Origin of the sequence: Flexivirga caeni, from assembly GCF_003724155.1 — a bacterium.
GTDB lineage: Bacteria > Actinomycetota > Actinomycetes > Actinomycetales > Dermatophilaceae > Flexivirga > Flexivirga caeni.
In genome coordinates this window covers 1-15348 of record NZ_RJJQ01000006.1, presented here as the reverse complement: position 1 = coordinate 15348, position 15348 = coordinate 1, and the positions used below count along the sequence as shown (strand labels likewise).

Genomic DNA, 15348 nt, shown 5'->3' with positions numbered 1-15348 from the left:
CTGTCATGCTCGCTGCGTATGCCGCCCGGATCTCCCCCGACGACCCACTGTCCGCGCTGGAGATCGGGGAACGCCCCGACCCCCAAGTGCCCGACGGCTGGACCCGGGTGCGGCTGCGGGCCGCCGCCCTCAACCACCACGACGTCTGGTCGCTGCGCGGGGTCGGTCTGTCGGCCGACCGGCTGCCGATGATCCTCGGCTGCGACGGCGCCGGAGTGACCGATGACGGCCGGGAAGTCATCCTGCACAGCGTGATTGCGAGCCCCGGCTGGTCCGGCGACGAGACGCTAGACCCGCGTCGGTCCCTGCTTTCGGAACTGTATGACGGGACGTGCGCCGAGCAGGTGGTGCTGCCCAGCAGCAATCTCGTCCCCAAGCCCGAGGGGATGTCCTGGGCGACGGCGGGATCGCTGTCGACGGCATGGCTCACGGCATACCGGATGCTCTTCAGCAACGCCGGCGTCTCCCCCGGTGACACGGTGCTGGTGCAGGGCGCCGGCGGCGGAGTGGCGACCGCGCTGGTGCAGCTCGGGTCGGCCGCCGGGCTGCGCATGTGGGTCACGTCGCGCGATGCGGAGCGCGGTCAGCGCGCCGTCGCCCTCGGGGCCGATCGCGCATTCGCCAGCGGGGAGCGGCTGCCCGAACGCGTCAGCGCCGTTATGGAGTCGGTGGGAGCGGCGACCTGGTCGCACTCGGTCAATTCGCTCAACCCCGGCGGCACGATCGTCATCTGCGGGGCGACCTCCGGGGACGCGCCCGCGAGGGCCGAGCTGACCAAGATCTTCTTCAAGCAGCTGCGCGTGGTCGGCTCCACCATGGGGACGATCGGCGAACTGCGACGGCTGGTGGATTTGGTGGACCGGCAAGGCATTTCGCCGGTCATCGACGCAGAACTCGCACTTGCCGAAGCACGCGACGGGTTCGCCCGGGTGGCAGCCGGCGAGAGCTTCGGCAAGATCGTGCTGACGATGGGCGCTTGAGGCTCAGATGATCCCGCTGTCGCGATGCTGCGACGCCTCCTGCTGGATCTCCGACGTCAGTTCGTCCTTGCGCACCCGCTCGGTCATCTCGAATTTGTGATGAACCGGGCAGCGCTGAATACGCTTGGGTCCCAGGCGAATTGCCTTAAAAGACCCCCAGACGAACCACTTCGTCTCGTAGTAGGCGCCACCTGAGCACCGCACGACCGACCAATCAGTCACGACTGTCCTCCTGCCGTCCCAGCTGCGCCGCCGCGTCGGCGAGCAGTTCGACGATCTGCACTCCGAAGTCCAGGCCGAGCGGATGTTCAGCGCTCTCCGCGACGGTGGTGACGAGCTCACGGGCCGCCACCTCCAGCGCCGTCACGGCCGGAGTGGTCGAGTTGGGAGCCGGGCTGACGCCCTCGTCACCCCAGACCCGCATCCCCCAGGTGCATGCCGCGGGCGGTCCCCACAGCGCCAGCGTCGCCGTGCTGACCGCTCCCTGCCGATGGGTGAGCGTCAGGTGAACGCCGTCCCCGACACCCGGCACCGCGACCAGCGACACCACCGGGCCGAGTGCGGGGATCAGCGTCGCCAGCAGATGCGGGCCGATGTCCCAGAGAGCTCCCTCCCGCTGCCGCCACGGCGAGTCCTTGTAGGGACTGTCCGGACGCTGATTGGCCACGACCCACTCGGTCCAGGACCCACGCCAGTCGTCGCGAGTTGCCAATTTGTCGAGCCACGAACGGGTTTCGTCGGTGAAGCGGGCGGTGAAGAACACCACGGATCGTGCTCCGGAGGCGTGCGCAGCGGAGCGCAACTCCCGTGCGGCAGCCACGTCGAGCGCGACCGGCTTGTCCAGGAGCAGGTGCTTGCCAGCCTCGGCGGCACGCAGCGCCCGGGGTGCCTGCACATCGGGCGGCACGGCATACGACACCGCGTCGACGGCCTCCAGCAACGCTTCGTAGCTCGGAAACGCTTCGATGCCAAGGTGTTCCGCAAGTTGCGCCGTCTTCGCCGGGTCCCTGCCCCAGACCCCGGTCAGGTCCTCACCCGCTGCCCGTATGCCGGGGCCGTGCGTCTCGCGTGCCCAATATCCGGTGCCCACCAGTCCGAATCGCATGGTCCCAGCCTGGCAGACCGCCGATCCTTTGATCGACCGGCACACCAATGCATCGAGCGGTACACAAAATCCGGTCGATTTTGTGTACCGCTCGATGCGGAAGTGTGCCGCTCGATCAGGCTTACGCCCGCGGCTTCTCGCGCATCTCGTAGGTCGCGATCAGATCACCGATCTGCAGATCGTTGAACGAACCGAGGTTGATACCGCACTCGTAGCCCTCGCGGACCTCGGTGACGTCGTCCTTGAAACGCCGCAGCCCGGCGACCTCGACGTTCTCGGACACGACCGTGCCGCCCCGGGTGATCCGCGCCTTCGAGCCGCGCTTGATCTCCCCGGACTGGACCAGCGAACCGGCGATGTTGCCGAACTTGCTGGACCGGAAGATCTCGCGGATCTCCGCCGTGCCGAGCTCGACCTCTTCGAACTCCGGCTTGAGCATGCCCTTCAGCGCCTGCTCGATCTCCTCGATGGCCTGGTAGATCACCGAGTAGTAACGGATCTCGACACCCTCCTTGTCGGCATACTCGGCGTTCTGACCCTCGGCTCGCACGTTGAAGCCGATGATCACCGCGTCCGAGGCGACCGCAAGATTGATGTTGTTCATCGTGATGGCACCGACACCGCGGTCGATGATCCGCAGGTCCACGCCGTCGCCGACGTCGATCTGCAGCAACGCGTCCTCGAGCGCCTCGACCGAACCCGACACGTCACCCTTGAGGATGAGGTTGAGGGTCTCGATCTTGCCCGCCTCGAGCTGCTGGTTAAGGTCTTCCAGGCTGATCCGCTTGCGCACCTTCGCCAGCGCAGCCTGCCGGTCGGCGGCCTCCCGCTTCTCGGCGATCTGGCGCGCGGTGCGGTCGTCGGGGGCCACCACGAAGGTGTCACCCGCCCGGGGAACGGACGCCAGACCCATGACCTGGACCGGACGCGACGGTGTTGCCTCCGCGACGTTGTTGCCGTGCTCGTCGAGCATTGCGCGGACCCGGCCGTGCGCCGTGCCGGCGACGATGCCGTCACCGATGCGCAGTGTGCCCTGCTGGACCAGCACCGTGGCCACCGCACCGCGACCGCGGTCCAGGTTGGCCTCGATCGCGACGCCTTGCGCGTCCCGGTCGGGGTTGGCCCGAAGGTCGAGCGCCGCGTCGGCGGTCAGCAGGACTGCCTCGAGCAGGCCGTCGATGTTCTTACCCTGCTTGGCCGAGACCTCGACGAACATGGTGTCGCCGCCATACTCCTCGGCGATCAGGTTGTACTCGGTCAGCTGCTGGCGCACCTTGTCCGGGTTGGCACCGTCGACGTCGATCTTGTTGACGGCCACCACGATCGGCAGGTCGGCGGCCTGCGCGTGGTTGAGCGCTTCCACCGTCTGTGGCATGACACCGTCGTCGGCGGCCACCACCAGGATGGCGATGTCGGTGACCTTCGCACCACGAGCACGCATGGCGGTGAACGCCTCGTGACCCGGCGTGTCGATGAAGGTGATCGCTCGATCGTTGCCCTCGTGCTCGACGTGCACCTGGTAGGCGCCGATGTGCTGGGTGATGCCGCCGGCCTCGCCGGACTGCACGTCCGCGTGCCGTATGGCGTCCAGCAGTCGCGTCTTACCGTGGTCGACGTGCCCCATCACGGTCACCACCGGCGGCCGCGGCTGCAGGTTCTCCTCGTCCTCCACCGCTTCGAGGTCGATGTTGAAAGAGTTGAACAGCTCCTTCTCCTCGTCCTCGGGCGAGACGATCTGGATGTCGTAGCCCAGCTCGGACCCGAGCAACGCGAAGGTGTCCTCGTCCAGCGACTGGGTGGCCGTAGCCATCTCGCCGAGGTGGAAGAGCACCGTCACCAGCGACGCCGGGTTGGCGTCGATGCGGTCGGCGAAATCGGTGAGCGACGCACCGCGGCGCATGCGCACCACGGTGGTGCCGTCGCCACGCGGCACCTGCACACCACCGATGGTGGGTGCTTGCATCTGCTCGAACTCCTGACGCTTGGCGCGCTTGGACTTGCGGCCGCGGACCTTTCCGCCGCCTCGTCCGAACGCTCCCTGCGTGCCGCCGCGCCCACCGGGCCCACGGCCGCCGCCACCGGGACGGCCGCTGAAGCCACCCCGCGGGCCGCCGCCACCTGCACCGGGCGCGCCGCCGGGGCCACCGCGGCCACGGGCCGGGCGCTCACCGGGACGAACCGCCGAGCGGTCGGGCATCATGCCGGGGTTGGGGCGTGGCCCACCGGGACGCGGCGCTGCCGGGCGGGGTCCGCCCGGACGCGGCGCTGCTGCACCCGGGCGCGGGCCGGCCGCACCGGCGTTGCCGCCGCGAGGTGCGGGGCGAGGCATACCCTGGCTCGGCGCGAAGGGGTTGTTCCCCGGACGTGCCGGACCACCCTGGCGCATGCCCTGGCTGGACGAGAACGGATTGTTGCCCGGGCGCGGTGCGCCCGGACGCGGCGCGTTGCTGCGACCGCCACCGGGGCGCTGGCTGCCACCGCTGGGCTGAGCGCTCGGGCGGGGGCCGGGTGCCGACGGGCGTGGCGCTGCCTTGCCCGGCGCCTCCGGTGCCTGCGCTGCCGGTGCCTGAGTCACGGGCGCCTGAGCTGCCGGTGCCTGAGGTGCACGCGCCGCGGCCGGCGATGCCGCCGGCGTCTCGACCGGAGCCGGCTGCGGGGCGGCCTTGGGGCCGGGCTTCGGCGCCGTGGTGGTAGCCGACGAACGCGGGCCAGGTGTCGGCGCCGTCGTCGTGGTAGTGGAGGTCGACTTCTGGGCGGTCGGCGGCTGTGGTGCCGCCGTCTTCGCCGGAGCCTTCGCCTCCGCGGACCCGCCGTTGCCGGATGTTGCGCCGGCTGGCGGGTTCTCCTTGATCTTGCGCACCACCGGAGCCTCGATGGTCGAGCTCGCCGTCTTGACGAACTCGCCCTGCTCCTTCAGGTAGGCAAGCAGATCCTTGCTTGGCATTCCGAGCTCTTTCGCGAGCTCATGAACCCGAACCTTAGCCACACTTCTCCTTGTCGGAATTTGCGGCGATCCGGGTCCGCCGGCCAGGTCAGCCGGGCAGCACGAACCGCCAGTTTGGGTGCTTCATCGCTGAGTACTCATCGGGTGCTCATCAGCGTCAAAACCCGCCTTCGGTCGTTGGTGCCAGCCCCGACGTCTCCGTCCGAGCCGTGTCGTCATACGGATGTATGACGGACGTCAGTGCTGCACGATCCACTCCCGCACCTGCGTGAGGTCCACCGCACGGGTGAGCCGCAGAGCGCGCGGAAATGCCCGCCGCTGGTCCGCCAGATCCAGGCAGTCCGGCCGGGGATGCAACCAGGCCCCTCGACCCGGCAGCCGGCCACGCTCGTCGGGGACCAGCACCGCAACCACCGGTTGCGAGGCGTTCCCCACGAGTGCGACCACCCGCAGCAATGCTGATCGTTCGTCGCGAGTCCGGCAGCCCACGCAGGTCCGCAGCCCGGCATGCCGGGGGGAGGATACGGGTAGATTGCGGCGGCCTCGCGAGCGACCGCTCATCACAAGCCTACCGCAGTCAGTCCGGGGCTCCGGCATCGCCGGGTGCCGCGGTGTCCGCACGGATGTCGATGCGCCAACCGGTCAGCTTCGCCGCGAGGCGGGCGTTCTGGCCTTCCTTGCCGATTGCCAGGCTGAGCTGGAAGTCGGGCACGACGACTCGCGCGGAGCGTGCCCGGTCGTCGACGATCTCCACGGACTCGACACGGGAGGGCGACAAGGCTGCGGCGATGAACTGCGCTGGGTCGTCGGAGTAGTCGACGATGTCGATCTTCTCGCCGCGCAGCTCGGTCATCACCGCACGCACCCGCGAACCCATCGGGCCGATGCACGCGCCCTTGGCGTTGACACCCTGCCGTGACGCGTGCACCGCGATCTTGCTGCGGTGGCCGGCCTCACGCGCGAGCGCGGAGATCTCCACGGTGCCGTCGGCGATCTCGGGCACCTCCAGCGCGAACAGTTTGCGGACCAGGTTGGGATGTTTGCGCGACAGCATGATCTGCGGCCCCTTCGGCCCGCGCTTCACGCTGACGACGTAGCAGCGCAGCCGCTCCCCATGCACGTAGCGCTCACCGGGCACCTGCTCGGCCGACGGCAGCAGCCCCTCGACGGTGCCGAAGTCGACGTGCACGGCGTGCGGGTCGCTCGACTGCTGGATGACGCCGGCGACGACATCACCCTCGCGGCCGCGGAAGTCGCCGAGGATCGCCTCGTCCTCGACGTCGCGCATGCGCTGCACGATCACCTGGCGCGCGGTGGCGGCGGCGACCCGGCCGAAGTCGGTCGGGGTGTCGTCGAACTCCGGGCCCGGCTCCCCGCGATTGCCTTCGTCGTCGACCGGCGCGTCCTCGCGCGCCCAGACGACCACGTGGCCGCTCTTGCGGTCGAGTTCGACACGAGCGGTGCGGTAGGTGCCGTCCTCCCGGTGGTATGCCGTCAGCAGCGCCTGCTCGATCGCCGGCACGATCACGTCCATCGGGATGTCCCGCTCGCGTTCCAGCGCTCGCAACGCGGCCATGTCGATGTCCATCAGTCGTCCTCTCCTTGTGCCTCGCTGCTGCGGTTGAACTCCACGTGCACGGTGCCGCGCAGGCCCTCGTCATACCCGAAGGACTGCTCGGTCACGGCGCCCTTCTTCCCGGTGATTTCGAGCGCGAACCCCTCAACGTCGGCGCGGGTGATCCGCCCGGTGACAGCCGCCTGACCCGGCACTGTGACCTCGACCAGCCGGCCGACGTTGCGGCGGAAGTGGCGGGGATCGGTCAGCGGACGGTCGGTGCCCGGTGAGCTGACCTCGAGCACGTAGGGCTGCTCCCCCATCGCGTCGGTCTCGTCGAGCCGGTCACTGACCGCCCGGGTCACCTCGGCGACCTGGTCCAGGTCGAGCGGCGGTATGACGTCCGTCGGGTCGCCGTTCGCCGGCAACGCTCGGTCGACCAGCACGCGCACGAGGCGTCGCTTGCCGGCCGGCATCACGGTGACGTCCTCGACGACGAGATCCAGCGGAGCCAGGAGCGCGGCCAGGTCGGCGGTGATGCGCTCGGTGCGGGCGGATTGCGGTTCGCTCATACTTCGCCTGCTCCTGCTGTTCTCGATGGGGAGGTCTCACCATACCCGGCTGGTGTGGGACAGGGCATCCGCGCAGGTCGGGGCGTTGCGCGCGGGTGGTGGCGCCGGCGTGTGCGTCCCGAAAGCTCGACCGTCGCGCCTTCGGGACACCCCCGGCGCGGTTTCCCGTCCCGAACCCTCGACCGTCGCGCCTTCGGGACACCCCGGCCCGGCGAGCTCAGCCGGCGAGCGCGCCCAACTCGGAGCCGGTGAGCCCGGCCGCCAAGGTCGAGCCCGTGTCCGGGTCGATCACGAGGAAGGCACCGGTCCCGCGATGCGTCGCGTACTCATCCACCGCAACCGGCTCGGCGAGCTGGACCTGCACGCGCCCGATGTCGTTGAGCTGCAACGGTGCCGAACTGTCCTGCCACTCCAGTTCGTCCACGTGCCACACCGCGTGCGGCGGCGCGAGCAACCCGCGAGTCGTGCGGGTGCCGACTTTGACCAGCACCCGCTGCCGGGGCGAAGTCGGTCGCTCGTCGAGCCAGGTGAGGACCGAGTCCAGATGCTGCGTGGTGCGAATGGGCGACCCGGTGACCAGCACCTCACCGCGCCCGACGTCGAGCTCGTCGGCCATCCGAACGGTCACCGAGTCGCCGACCGTCGCAAGCGACTGCTCCCCGGTGGCGCCGTCGATGGCGACGACCGTCGAACTCCTGCCGCTCGGGTATGCCGTGACGGTCTCCCCGACGTGCACCGTGCCCGAGGCGACCCGGCCGGCCAGACCGCGATAGTCCGGGTAATCCGTGGTGCGTGGCCGGATCACGAGTTGCACTGGGAACCGGAAGGGTTCGCCGTCGGAAGCCTGGTGCGCCGGCAGCGTTTCCAGCACGTCGAGGAGGGGGCTCCCGGCATACCAGTCCGGGCCGGGCGCCGCGACGTTGTCGCCGGTCAGCGCACTGACCGGGATGATGTGCGTGGCCGTGAGACCTACCCGCTCGGCGACCTGCCGCACGTCGTCGGCGACGGCGGCGAAGCGCTCCTCCGACCAGTCGACGGCGTCCATCTTGTTGATCGCGAAGACGACCTGCGGCACGCGCAACAGGGCGAGCACGGCCGCATGCCGCCGCGTCTGCGGCGACACGCCGCGGCGTACGTCGACCAGCACGACGGCCGCCTCTGCAGTGGAGGCGCCGGTGACCGTGTTGCGGGTGTATTGCACGTGACCCGGGGTGTCAGCGAGGACGAAATTCCTTCGGGGAGTTGCGAAGTAGCGGTAGGCGACATCGATGGTGATGCCCTGCTCCCGCTCCGCGCGCAACCCGTCGGTGAGGAGCGCGAAATCGAACTCGGTCGCGCCACGACCCTGGCTCGCGTGCAGGGTCGCCTCGAACTGATCGGCCAGGATCGACTTGGTGTCGTGCAGCAGTCGCCCCACGAGAGTGGACTTCCCGTCATCGACCGAGCCGGTGATGACCAGCCGCAGCTGGTCACGTTCGGAGGTCCGGGTGTCGGTCGTCATCTTTAGAAGTAGCCTTCCCGCTTGCGATCCTCCATGGCAGCCTCAGACAGCCGGTCGTCGGCGCGCGTTGCGCCGCGCTCGGTCAACGTGCTGACCGAGATCTCCTCGATCACCCCGGACACGGTCGTCGCCGTGCTCAGCACGGCCCCCGTGCACGAACCGTCACCGACCGTGCGGTAGCGAACGCTCAATGTTTCCAACGATTCTCCGTCACGCGGACCACCCCACGGGCCGGGGGTGAGCCACATGCCATCGCGGTGGAAGACGTCCCTCTGGTGGGCGTAGTAGATGCTCGGCAGCGCGACGTCCTCGGCCTGGATATAGCGCCACACGTCGAGCTCGGTCCAGTTGGAGATCGGGAATACCCGGGTGTGCTCGCCCGGGGCGTGCCGGCCGTTGTAGATGCGCCAGAGTTCCGGCCGCTGCTTGCGCGGGTCCCAGCCGCCGAACGCGTCCCGCACGGAGAAGATGCGCTCCTTGGCCCGCGCACGGTCCTCGTCGCGACGGGCGCCACCGAGCAGCGCGTCGAACTTCTCCGACGCGATGGTGTCCAGCAATGGCACTGTTTGCAACGGGTTTCGGGTGCCGTCCGGGCGTTCGGTGAGCCGGCCGTCGGCCAGCCAGTCCTCGACGGACGCCACGACCAGGCGGTGGTTTCCCTCCGCGACGACACGGTCGCGGAAATCGATGACCTCGGGCAGGTTGTGCCCGGTGTCCACGTGCAGCAGCGCGATCGGCAGCGGCGCCGGCCAGATCGCCTTGCGCGCGAGATGCAACAGCACAGCGGAGTCCTTGCCACCACTGAAAAGCAGTGCCGGACGGTCGAATTCAGCGATCACCTCGCGGATGATCTCGATCGATTCCGCCTCCAGCGACCGCAGCGACACGTCGGTCGCGGGCAGATCGGTGATGGTCATCGGTGCTCCTTCGGCTCACACATGGATTCCGCACTCGGTCTTGGCCGTGCCCGCCCAGCGTCCCGATCGAGCATCGGCGCCGGCAGCGACCCGTCGAGTGCAGGGCGCGCACCCGATCGACGGATAACCCTGGGACAACAAGGGATTGGCAATGAGGTCGTGCGCCTCGGCAAACGCCGCGACCTGCTCGTCGCTCCATGCCGCGAGCGGAGCGAGTTTGATCTTGTCGCGCCGTTCGTCATACGACACGATGGGCGTGTCACGCCGCGACTCGGACTCCGCACGGCGCAAACCCGTTGCCCACGCGTCGTATTCGCCGAGTACCTCGTCCAGCGGCTGCGTCTTGCGGAGCGCACAGCACAGGTCGGGGTCGCGCTCGTGCAGCGCGACCCCGTAGTCGGCGTCCTGCTCGGCGACTGTCTGGCGCGGTGTGATGCTCCGCACCCGCACGGAGTATGCCGCCGCGACGCGATCCCGCGTCTGCAGGGTCTCGCGGAAGTGGTAGCCGGTGTCGAGGAAGAGCACGTCGACGCCGGGCAGCGCCGTGCTGGCCAGGTGCACGAGCACGGTGTCCTGCATCGACCCAGCGATGGCGAGTCGCAGCCCGGAGTTGACGGCCCACTGCAGAACCTCGGTTGCCGGCGAACCCGTAAGCGCTGCAGCACCTTCGGCTGCGAGCGCCCGCAGTTCTCGCTCCGTGAAACTCATCGGAGCACCGCTTCGTCCGCGCGCACGGCCCACTCCGAGAAGTTCTCGCCGTCGGCGCGTCCGGCCAGGAAGTTGCGCGTCACCCGCTCGATGTAGTCGCCGAGTTCGGCAGACGTCACCTTGTGCCCACGCAGCTTGCGGCCGAAGTCGGCCCGCTGCCCGAGCCGGCCGCCGAGGTGCACCTGGAACCCTTCCACCTGATTTCCCTCGGCATCCGTGACGATCTGGCCTTTGAGCCCGATGTCGGCGACCTGGATGCGCGCGCACGAGTTGGCGCAGCCGTTGAGGTGCACCGAGATCGCGTCGTCCGGAGCGAGGTTGGCGAGCTTGCGCTCGAGTTCGGGGAGCAGCGAGTGTGCGCGCTCCTTGGTTTCCACGATCGCGAGCTTGCAGAACTCCACACCGGTGCACGCCATGATAGTGCGCCGCCACGGAGTCGGATTCGCGCTCAGGCCAACGGCTTCCAACCGTTCGACCAGTGCGTCGACCGCGTCGTCGCGGACGTCGGCGACGATCAGCTTCTGGTATGGCGTCAGGCGGATCCGCTGCGACCCGGCCGCTTCGGCCGCATCCGCGACTTCGGCGAGCTTGGTGCCACTGAGCCGGCCGGCGACGACGGTCAGGCCGACATACTTTCCGCCACCGCGCTGCTCGTGGATGCCGACGTGGTCCATCGTGACCGTGGGCTGCGGGGCGGCCGGTCCGTCGGGCAGTGCTGCCTTGAGGTATTCGGTCTCGAGCACCTCGCGGAACTTGGCGGTCCCCCAGTCCGCGACGAGGAACTTCATCCGAGCACGGTTGCGCGACCGGCGGTAGCCGTAGTCGCGGAAGATGCGCACGACCGAAACCCACACGTCGGGCAGCTGTTCCAGGGTGACGAATACTCCGAGCCGTTCGGCGAGGAACGGGTTGGTCGACAAACCGCCACCGACCAGCAGGTCGAATCCCGGGCCGAGCCGCGGGTGCTCGACGCCGACGAAAGCCACGTCGTTGATCTCCGGCGCCGCGTCGGGCAGCCAGGCGATCGAGGTCTTGAACTTGCGCGGGAGGTTGGACAGGTCGGGGTCTCCGACATACCGGCGGTTGATCTCGGCGATGGCGGGCGACACGTCGATCACCTCGTCGACACTGAGTCCGGCGACCGGCGACCCCAGCAGCACCCGGGTGCAGTCGCCACACGCCTCGGTCGTCTCAAGCCCGACCGCTTCGAGCCGCCGCCAGATCTCCGGGACGTCCTCGATGCGGATCCAGTGGAACTGCACGTTGCCCCGGTCGGTGAGGTCCGCGGTGTCGCGGCCGAACTCCTGCGCGATGCTGGCGATCACGCGCACCTGCTCGGTGCTCAGCTGGCCGCCGTCGATGCGCACCCGCATCATGAAGTACGGCGCCTCGAGCTCCTCGGGCGTCAGGGTGGCGGTGCGGCCACCGGGGATCCCCTCGCGCCGCTGCGTGTAGAGACCCCACCACCGCATCCGGCCGCGCAGGTCGTCAGCCGGGATCGAATCCCAGCCGCCCTTCGCATAGATCTCCTCGATGCGGGTGCGGACGTTGAGTCCGTCGTCGTCGCGCTTCATCACCTCGTTGGCGTTGAGCGGCTCGTGCTCACCCAGGGCCCACTGCCCGTTACTTCGCGCTGCCACATTGCATAACGTTTCATTTGGTGACACAAAACGTCAAATGATGTTCACAGTGTGGCGCCCTCGCCGCCCGCCCGGCCGCAGCGGTCGCCGGCGCCCCGCATGCGAAGATGCGAGCATGCCTCCGGACGAACGACGCGCCCACCTGCGCCGGCGCACCGTCCTGTCCGCCGCCGTCGCGGCGGCGGCGGCATTCGGGCTGACCGGGTGCGACATACGGCTGAAGAAGGGCGCGCCGCACGTCCCGGGCATCAAGACCCAGTCACCGCCGCCCGACCAGCCGGTGCTGCGCCAATTGCTCCTGCAGCTCGATATGGCCGCCCATTTGCAGGCGAAGGGCAAGCCCGCGCTCTCGCAGAGCCTGACCCGGATGCACCGCGCGCAGCGCACCCGTCTCATCGCCGTGATGGCGACGCAGGGTATGACGCCGGCGCCGCAGCCCACGAGCGCCGCGTCCCCAGCGCCTTTGGGCCTGTTCGAGGCCGGGGCCGCCCAGGGGGTCGGCACGCTCGCGTCACTGACGGCCCGGAACCTGCCGATGGCCGCGGCGATCGGCGTGACGTTCGGGGCGGCGGCCCAAATGCTCGGCACCGCGCAGCCGACGCCGAACCCGACCGTGCCGAAACCCGCTGAGACCACAGCGATTCTGCCCGCGCTGCAGGCGGCGATCTATGCGTTCGAGGTAATCGTCGCGAAGACGCCCGTCACGGCACGCGCCAGGGCCAAAGCAACGCTGACCGCGTTGAGCCCGACCCGCAGCGCCTGGGAAGCGGCCCTCGGCACGAACGCGCCGGGCCAGCCGGACGGCTACGCACTCCCGGTGCAGCCGACGACCGACGCAGTGCGCCGGCAGCTCGCCCAGCAGGTGCTGACCGACCTGGCCGACGCATGCGCCGGCCAGATTGCCGCGACCCGGGGCGACGCCGGGTCGTTCCTCGCGGTCGTGCACCTGTGGACCGACGCCACTGCCCAGCTGTGGCGGTGGGGTGCAACCCCGAGTGCCTTTCCCGGACTCGCCGACTGACGGCAGCACCGCCCGGACCCTTGACGCCTCACGGCAGCTCGCGGCAGTCTTGCAAGAAATCGTTTTCTCGCTCGACTACGACGACAAGGAATCAGCAGATGTTCCAGCGCACATCACTGTCCGGCTCGATCACCAGCCGGCGCGCCCTGCTCGGCAGCCTGGGCGCGGCCGCGATCACCGCGTCGCTTGCCCCGGCTGCCCGCGCCGACGACACCGTCCCGACTTCGTTGCGAGTCACCAAGATTGGCGACCTGACCGACCCGGACCGAACCGGCAGGTGGAATGTCGACTACGCCGATCTCGGCATACCGGCTCGCTGTCCGGACGGACGCACACTCTTCGTCTTCGGCGACACGTTCGGACCGAAATGGGGTGAGGACTGGCGCTCCCCCACCGGTCTGTGGGGTCGCCGGCTGCGTCCTGACCGGCTCACCGAGATCATCGGCGCGCCAGGTGGCACGAGCGCCAAGCAGCTCATTCCGTATACGCATGGTGCCGACATCTCAACGATCATCCCCAGCGACGTGATCACCCTGGGTCGCACGATCTACCTGCATGGCGTGGTCAACCGCGGCTTCGGCAACGTGATCTGGTCGGGCATCTGGACTTCCACGGACAACGGTGAGACGTGGACGGATTCGGGTGCTCGCTTCGCTCCGGATGCGTGTGACGAGAAGTTCCAGATGGTCTCGTGGGACCTCGGCCCGGACGGCTGGATCTACGTCTACTCGACCAAGTTCCTGCGCAACTCGGGCATGATCCTGCACCGCGTCCGGCCCTGGAACCTGACCCGACCGGAGCTGTACCAGCCGTGGGGATTGGCCAACGGCAGATGGCAGTGGGGTGTCGCGCCGACGAGGTGATGAGTGAACTCGTCGGCGAGATGTCGCTGCGCTATCTGCATGGCCGATGGGTGTGGGCGTGGTTCAACGGCCCGAAGTACCGCATCGAAGCGAGCGTCCTGCATCATCCGACAGCGGACCTGTCCACAGTGCGCCGCGTGCCGCTGCTGCTCGGCGCCTCGTCCTGGGACAACCAGGACACGACACACGTCGCGCAACTCTACGGCAGCTTCGTCATGCCGGGGTCGACGATCAACGACCTGTCGCTGACCGTGAGCCAGTGGAAGACCGATGACAACAGCATCTATCACGTCATGCAATATCGCTTCCAGGGTCTGGGCTGCCTGTGTCGCTGAGTCCGCACGTCCAGCGTTTCGGCGGTCGGGTGCTGGTGACGTAACGTGGCGCGGTGACCGATCTGCACGACATTGCGCCGAGCATTCCACCGGAGTTCCGGGAGGTCGTGCAAGGACGGCCGCCCGAGCCGGAGTTGGGCGGAGACGACTGGCTGCGATTGCTGCCGCGCTGGGCCAGGGAGTGCGCCGATCACTGGGGGCTGCGCGCCGACGGTCCGGTGTGGCACGGCGTGTGCGCTGTCGTCATACCGTGTCATCGCGACGGCGAGCAGGTGGTACTGAAGCTTTCCTGGCCGCACGAGGAGGCCCGTCAGGAACACCTCGCCCTGCAGTACTGGGCCGGGCGTGGGGCGGTCCGGCTGCACGCGGCGGACCCTGCCCGGTGGGCTCTCCTGCTCGAGCCGTTGCAGCACGACCGCAACCTGAATGACCTCGCGTTGCTCGACGCGTGCGAGGTGATTGGCGGGCTGATGCGCCGCCTCGACCGGCCCGCGTCTCCCCAGTTCACTCGCCTGAGCGACGCGATCGATCGCTGGACAACGTTGTGCCGCAAGGGTTCTCCCCTGGTCCCACGGCGTATGACGGAGCAGGCTGCCAGCGCGCTCAGCTCGCTGCGTGACGGGTGCGATGGCCGGCTCGTCCACCAGGATCTGCACTTCGAGAACGTCCTGGCGGGCGATCGCGAGCCGTGGCTGGCAATCGACCCGAAGCCGGTGTCCGGCGAGTGGGCGTTCGCGGTCGCGCCGGTGCTGTGGAACCGGTGGGACGAGGCGGCGCGCGCACACAGCCTGCGCACCCACCTGCGGTTACGGGCGGGTGTCGTGGCCGAGGCGGCCGGGCTCGACGAGGACCGGGTGCTCGCGTGGAGCTTCGTGCGGCTCGTCACTAATGCGCTATGGGAGGCGGAGGAACCGCAGCCTGGGCAGCCCGAACTGTCCCGCTGGATCACCGCGGCGAAGGCGATGACGGACTGACCCGCTCAGTTCACTTCGTGTACTTCGCCAGGATGGTGTTCCAGCTGTTCTTGGTCTGCAGCAAGGTGCTGTAGTCGGTGGACGTGTTCTTGATTTCCTTGCCGTTGATGAAGATCGTCGGGGTGCCGGTGACGCCCGCCTTGCCGGCGTTGGTCATCGTCGCCTTGACATACTTCGCATAGCTGCGGTCGTCGACGCAGGTGTTGAACTTGGTCAGCGCGGCACCGGTGATG

At 68.8% G+C, this 15348-nt stretch carries 16 protein-coding genes; 5 read left to right on the top strand and 11 right to left on the bottom strand.

Annotation, left to right across the window (positions count from 1 at the left end; genetic code table 11):
* Positions 1 to 5 precede the first annotated feature (5 nt).
* Positions 6 to 980: a zinc-binding dehydrogenase gene (locus tag EFY87_RS07790; RefSeq protein ID WP_123270920.1), complete on the top strand. Its 975-nt coding sequence runs from the start codon at positions 6 to 8 to the stop codon at positions 978 to 980.
* 3 nt (positions 981 to 983) lie between these two features.
* Here EFY87_RS07790 and EFY87_RS07785 read toward each other — a convergent pair whose 3' ends face one another.
* The 10 genes from EFY87_RS07785 to EFY87_RS07740 form a co-directional block, all read right to left on the bottom strand.
* On the bottom strand, positions 984 to 1202 hold the full coding sequence (locus EFY87_RS07785) for a hypothetical protein (protein ID WP_123270919.1): 219 nt from the start codon (positions 1200 to 1202) through the stop codon (positions 984 to 986).
* Positions 1195 to 2085 carry a Gfo/Idh/MocA family protein gene (locus EFY87_RS07780; protein WP_123270918.1) on the bottom strand — a complete coding sequence of 297 codons (891 nt, stop codon included), beginning with the start codon at positions 2083 to 2085 and terminating at the stop codon, positions 1195 to 1197. The genes EFY87_RS07785 and EFY87_RS07780 overlap by 8 nt, the downstream gene beginning before the upstream one ends.
* 121 nt (positions 2086 to 2206) lie before the next feature.
* Positions 2207 to 5071 (bottom strand): translation initiation factor IF-2, encoded by a 2865-nt coding sequence (infB, locus tag EFY87_RS07775; RefSeq protein WP_123270917.1) that lies wholly within the window; start codon positions 5069 to 5071, stop codon positions 2207 to 2209.
* Between the two features lie 195 nt (positions 5072 to 5266).
* Positions 5267 to 5590 (bottom strand): YlxR family protein, encoded by a 324-nt coding sequence (locus EFY87_RS21315; protein ID WP_123270916.1) that lies wholly within the window; start codon positions 5588 to 5590, stop codon positions 5267 to 5269.
* Positions 5591 to 5606: 16 nt separating this feature from the next.
* Positions 5607 to 6617 (bottom strand): transcription termination factor NusA, encoded by a 1011-nt coding sequence (nusA, locus tag EFY87_RS07765; protein ID WP_123270915.1) that lies wholly within the window; start codon positions 6615 to 6617, stop codon positions 5607 to 5609.
* Positions 6617 to 7156, bottom strand: coding sequence for a ribosome maturation factor RimP (gene rimP, locus EFY87_RS07760; protein ID WP_123270914.1), 540 nt, complete (start codon positions 7154 to 7156; stop codon positions 6617 to 6619). The genes nusA and rimP overlap by 1 nt, the downstream gene beginning before the upstream one ends.
* A gap of 217 nt (positions 7157 to 7373) precedes the next feature.
* Positions 7374 to 8657, bottom strand: a complete 1284-nt coding sequence (locus tag EFY87_RS07755; protein ID WP_123270913.1) for a sulfate adenylyltransferase subunit 1 — start codon at positions 8655 to 8657, stop codon at positions 7374 to 7376.
* Positions 8658 to 8659: 2 nt separating this feature from the next.
* Entirely contained in the window at positions 8660 to 9574 is a 915-nt protein-coding gene (gene cysD / locus EFY87_RS07750) for a sulfate adenylyltransferase subunit CysD (RefSeq protein ID WP_123270912.1), read from the bottom strand.
* Between the two features lie 15 nt (positions 9575 to 9589).
* Entirely contained in the window at positions 9590 to 10282 is a 693-nt protein-coding gene (locus EFY87_RS07745; protein ID WP_123270911.1) for a phosphoadenylyl-sulfate reductase, read from the bottom strand.
* Complete coding sequence (locus tag EFY87_RS07740; RefSeq protein WP_245988532.1) at positions 10279 to 11922, bottom strand: nitrite/sulfite reductase; 1644 nt, start codon at positions 11920 to 11922, stop codon at positions 10279 to 10281. Before EFY87_RS07740 ends, EFY87_RS07745 begins: the two co-directional genes overlap by 4 nt.
* A 115-nt stretch (positions 11923 to 12037) precedes the next feature.
* On the opposite strand from EFY87_RS07740, the gene EFY87_RS07735 reads away from it, so the two are divergent.
* The 4 genes from EFY87_RS07735 to EFY87_RS07720 all read left to right on the top strand — a co-directional run bounded on the left by EFY87_RS07735 (position 12038) and on the right by EFY87_RS07720 (position 15115).
* On the top strand, positions 12038 to 12943 hold the full coding sequence (locus EFY87_RS07735; RefSeq protein WP_123270910.1) for a DUF4439 domain-containing protein: 906 nt from the start codon (positions 12038 to 12040) through the stop codon (positions 12941 to 12943).
* A gap of 98 nt (positions 12944 to 13041) precedes the next feature.
* Entirely contained in the window at positions 13042 to 13806 is a 765-nt protein-coding gene (locus EFY87_RS07730; protein WP_123270909.1) for a DUF4185 domain-containing protein, read from the top strand.
* Positions 13806 to 14141, top strand: a complete 336-nt coding sequence (locus EFY87_RS21120) for a DUF4185 domain-containing protein (protein WP_158607546.1) — start codon at positions 13806 to 13808, stop codon at positions 14139 to 14141. Before EFY87_RS07730 ends, EFY87_RS21120 begins: the two co-directional genes overlap by 1 nt.
* Positions 14142 to 14194: 53 nt before the next feature.
* On the top strand, positions 14195 to 15115 hold the full coding sequence (locus EFY87_RS07720) for an aminoglycoside phosphotransferase family protein (protein WP_123270907.1): 921 nt from the start codon (positions 14195 to 14197) through the stop codon (positions 15113 to 15115).
* A 10-nt stretch (positions 15116 to 15125) separates the two neighbouring features.
* Here the strand turns inward: EFY87_RS07720 and EFY87_RS07715 are convergent.
* Positions 15126 to 15348 (bottom strand): DsbA family protein (locus EFY87_RS07715; RefSeq protein WP_158607545.1); only part of this gene is annotated, 223 nt, incomplete at its 5' end.

Excerpts from the sequence above, each read along its gene's own strand:
- EFY87_RS07790 (WP_123270920.1), top strand. The coding sequence starts at position 6 with ATGCTCGCTGCGTATGCCGCCCGGATCTCCCCCGACGACCCACTGTCC.
- EFY87_RS07780 (WP_123270918.1), bottom strand. The coding sequence starts at position 2,085 with ATGCGATTCGGACTGGTGGGCACCGGATATTGGGCACGCGAGACGCAC.
- EFY87_RS21315 (WP_123270916.1), bottom strand. The coding sequence starts at position 5,590 with ATGAGCGGTCGCTCGCGAGGCCGCCGCAATCTACCCGTATCCTCCCCC.
- nusA (WP_123270915.1), bottom strand. The coding sequence starts at position 6,617 with ATGGACATCGACATGGCCGCGTTGCGAGCGCTGGAACGCGAGCGGGAC.
- rimP (WP_123270914.1), bottom strand. The coding sequence starts at position 7,156 with ATGAGCGAACCGCAATCCGCCCGCACCGAGCGCATCACCGCCGACCTG.
- EFY87_RS07755 (WP_123270913.1), bottom strand. The coding sequence starts at position 8,657 with ATGACGACCGACACCCGGACCTCCGAACGTGACCAGCTGCGGCTGGTC.
- cysD (WP_123270912.1), bottom strand. The coding sequence starts at position 9,574 with ATGACCATCACCGATCTGCCCGCGACCGACGTGTCGCTGCGGTCGCTG.
- EFY87_RS07745 (WP_123270911.1), bottom strand. The coding sequence starts at position 10,282 with ATGAGTTTCACGGAGCGAGAACTGCGGGCGCTCGCAGCCGAAGGTGCT.
- EFY87_RS07735 (WP_123270910.1), top strand. The coding sequence starts at position 12,038 with ATGCCTCCGGACGAACGACGCGCCCACCTGCGCCGGCGCACCGTCCTG.
- EFY87_RS07730 (WP_123270909.1), top strand. The coding sequence starts at position 13,042 with ATGTTCCAGCGCACATCACTGTCCGGCTCGATCACCAGCCGGCGCGCC.
- EFY87_RS21120 (WP_158607546.1), top strand. The coding sequence starts at position 13,806 with ATGAGTGAACTCGTCGGCGAGATGTCGCTGCGCTATCTGCATGGCCGA.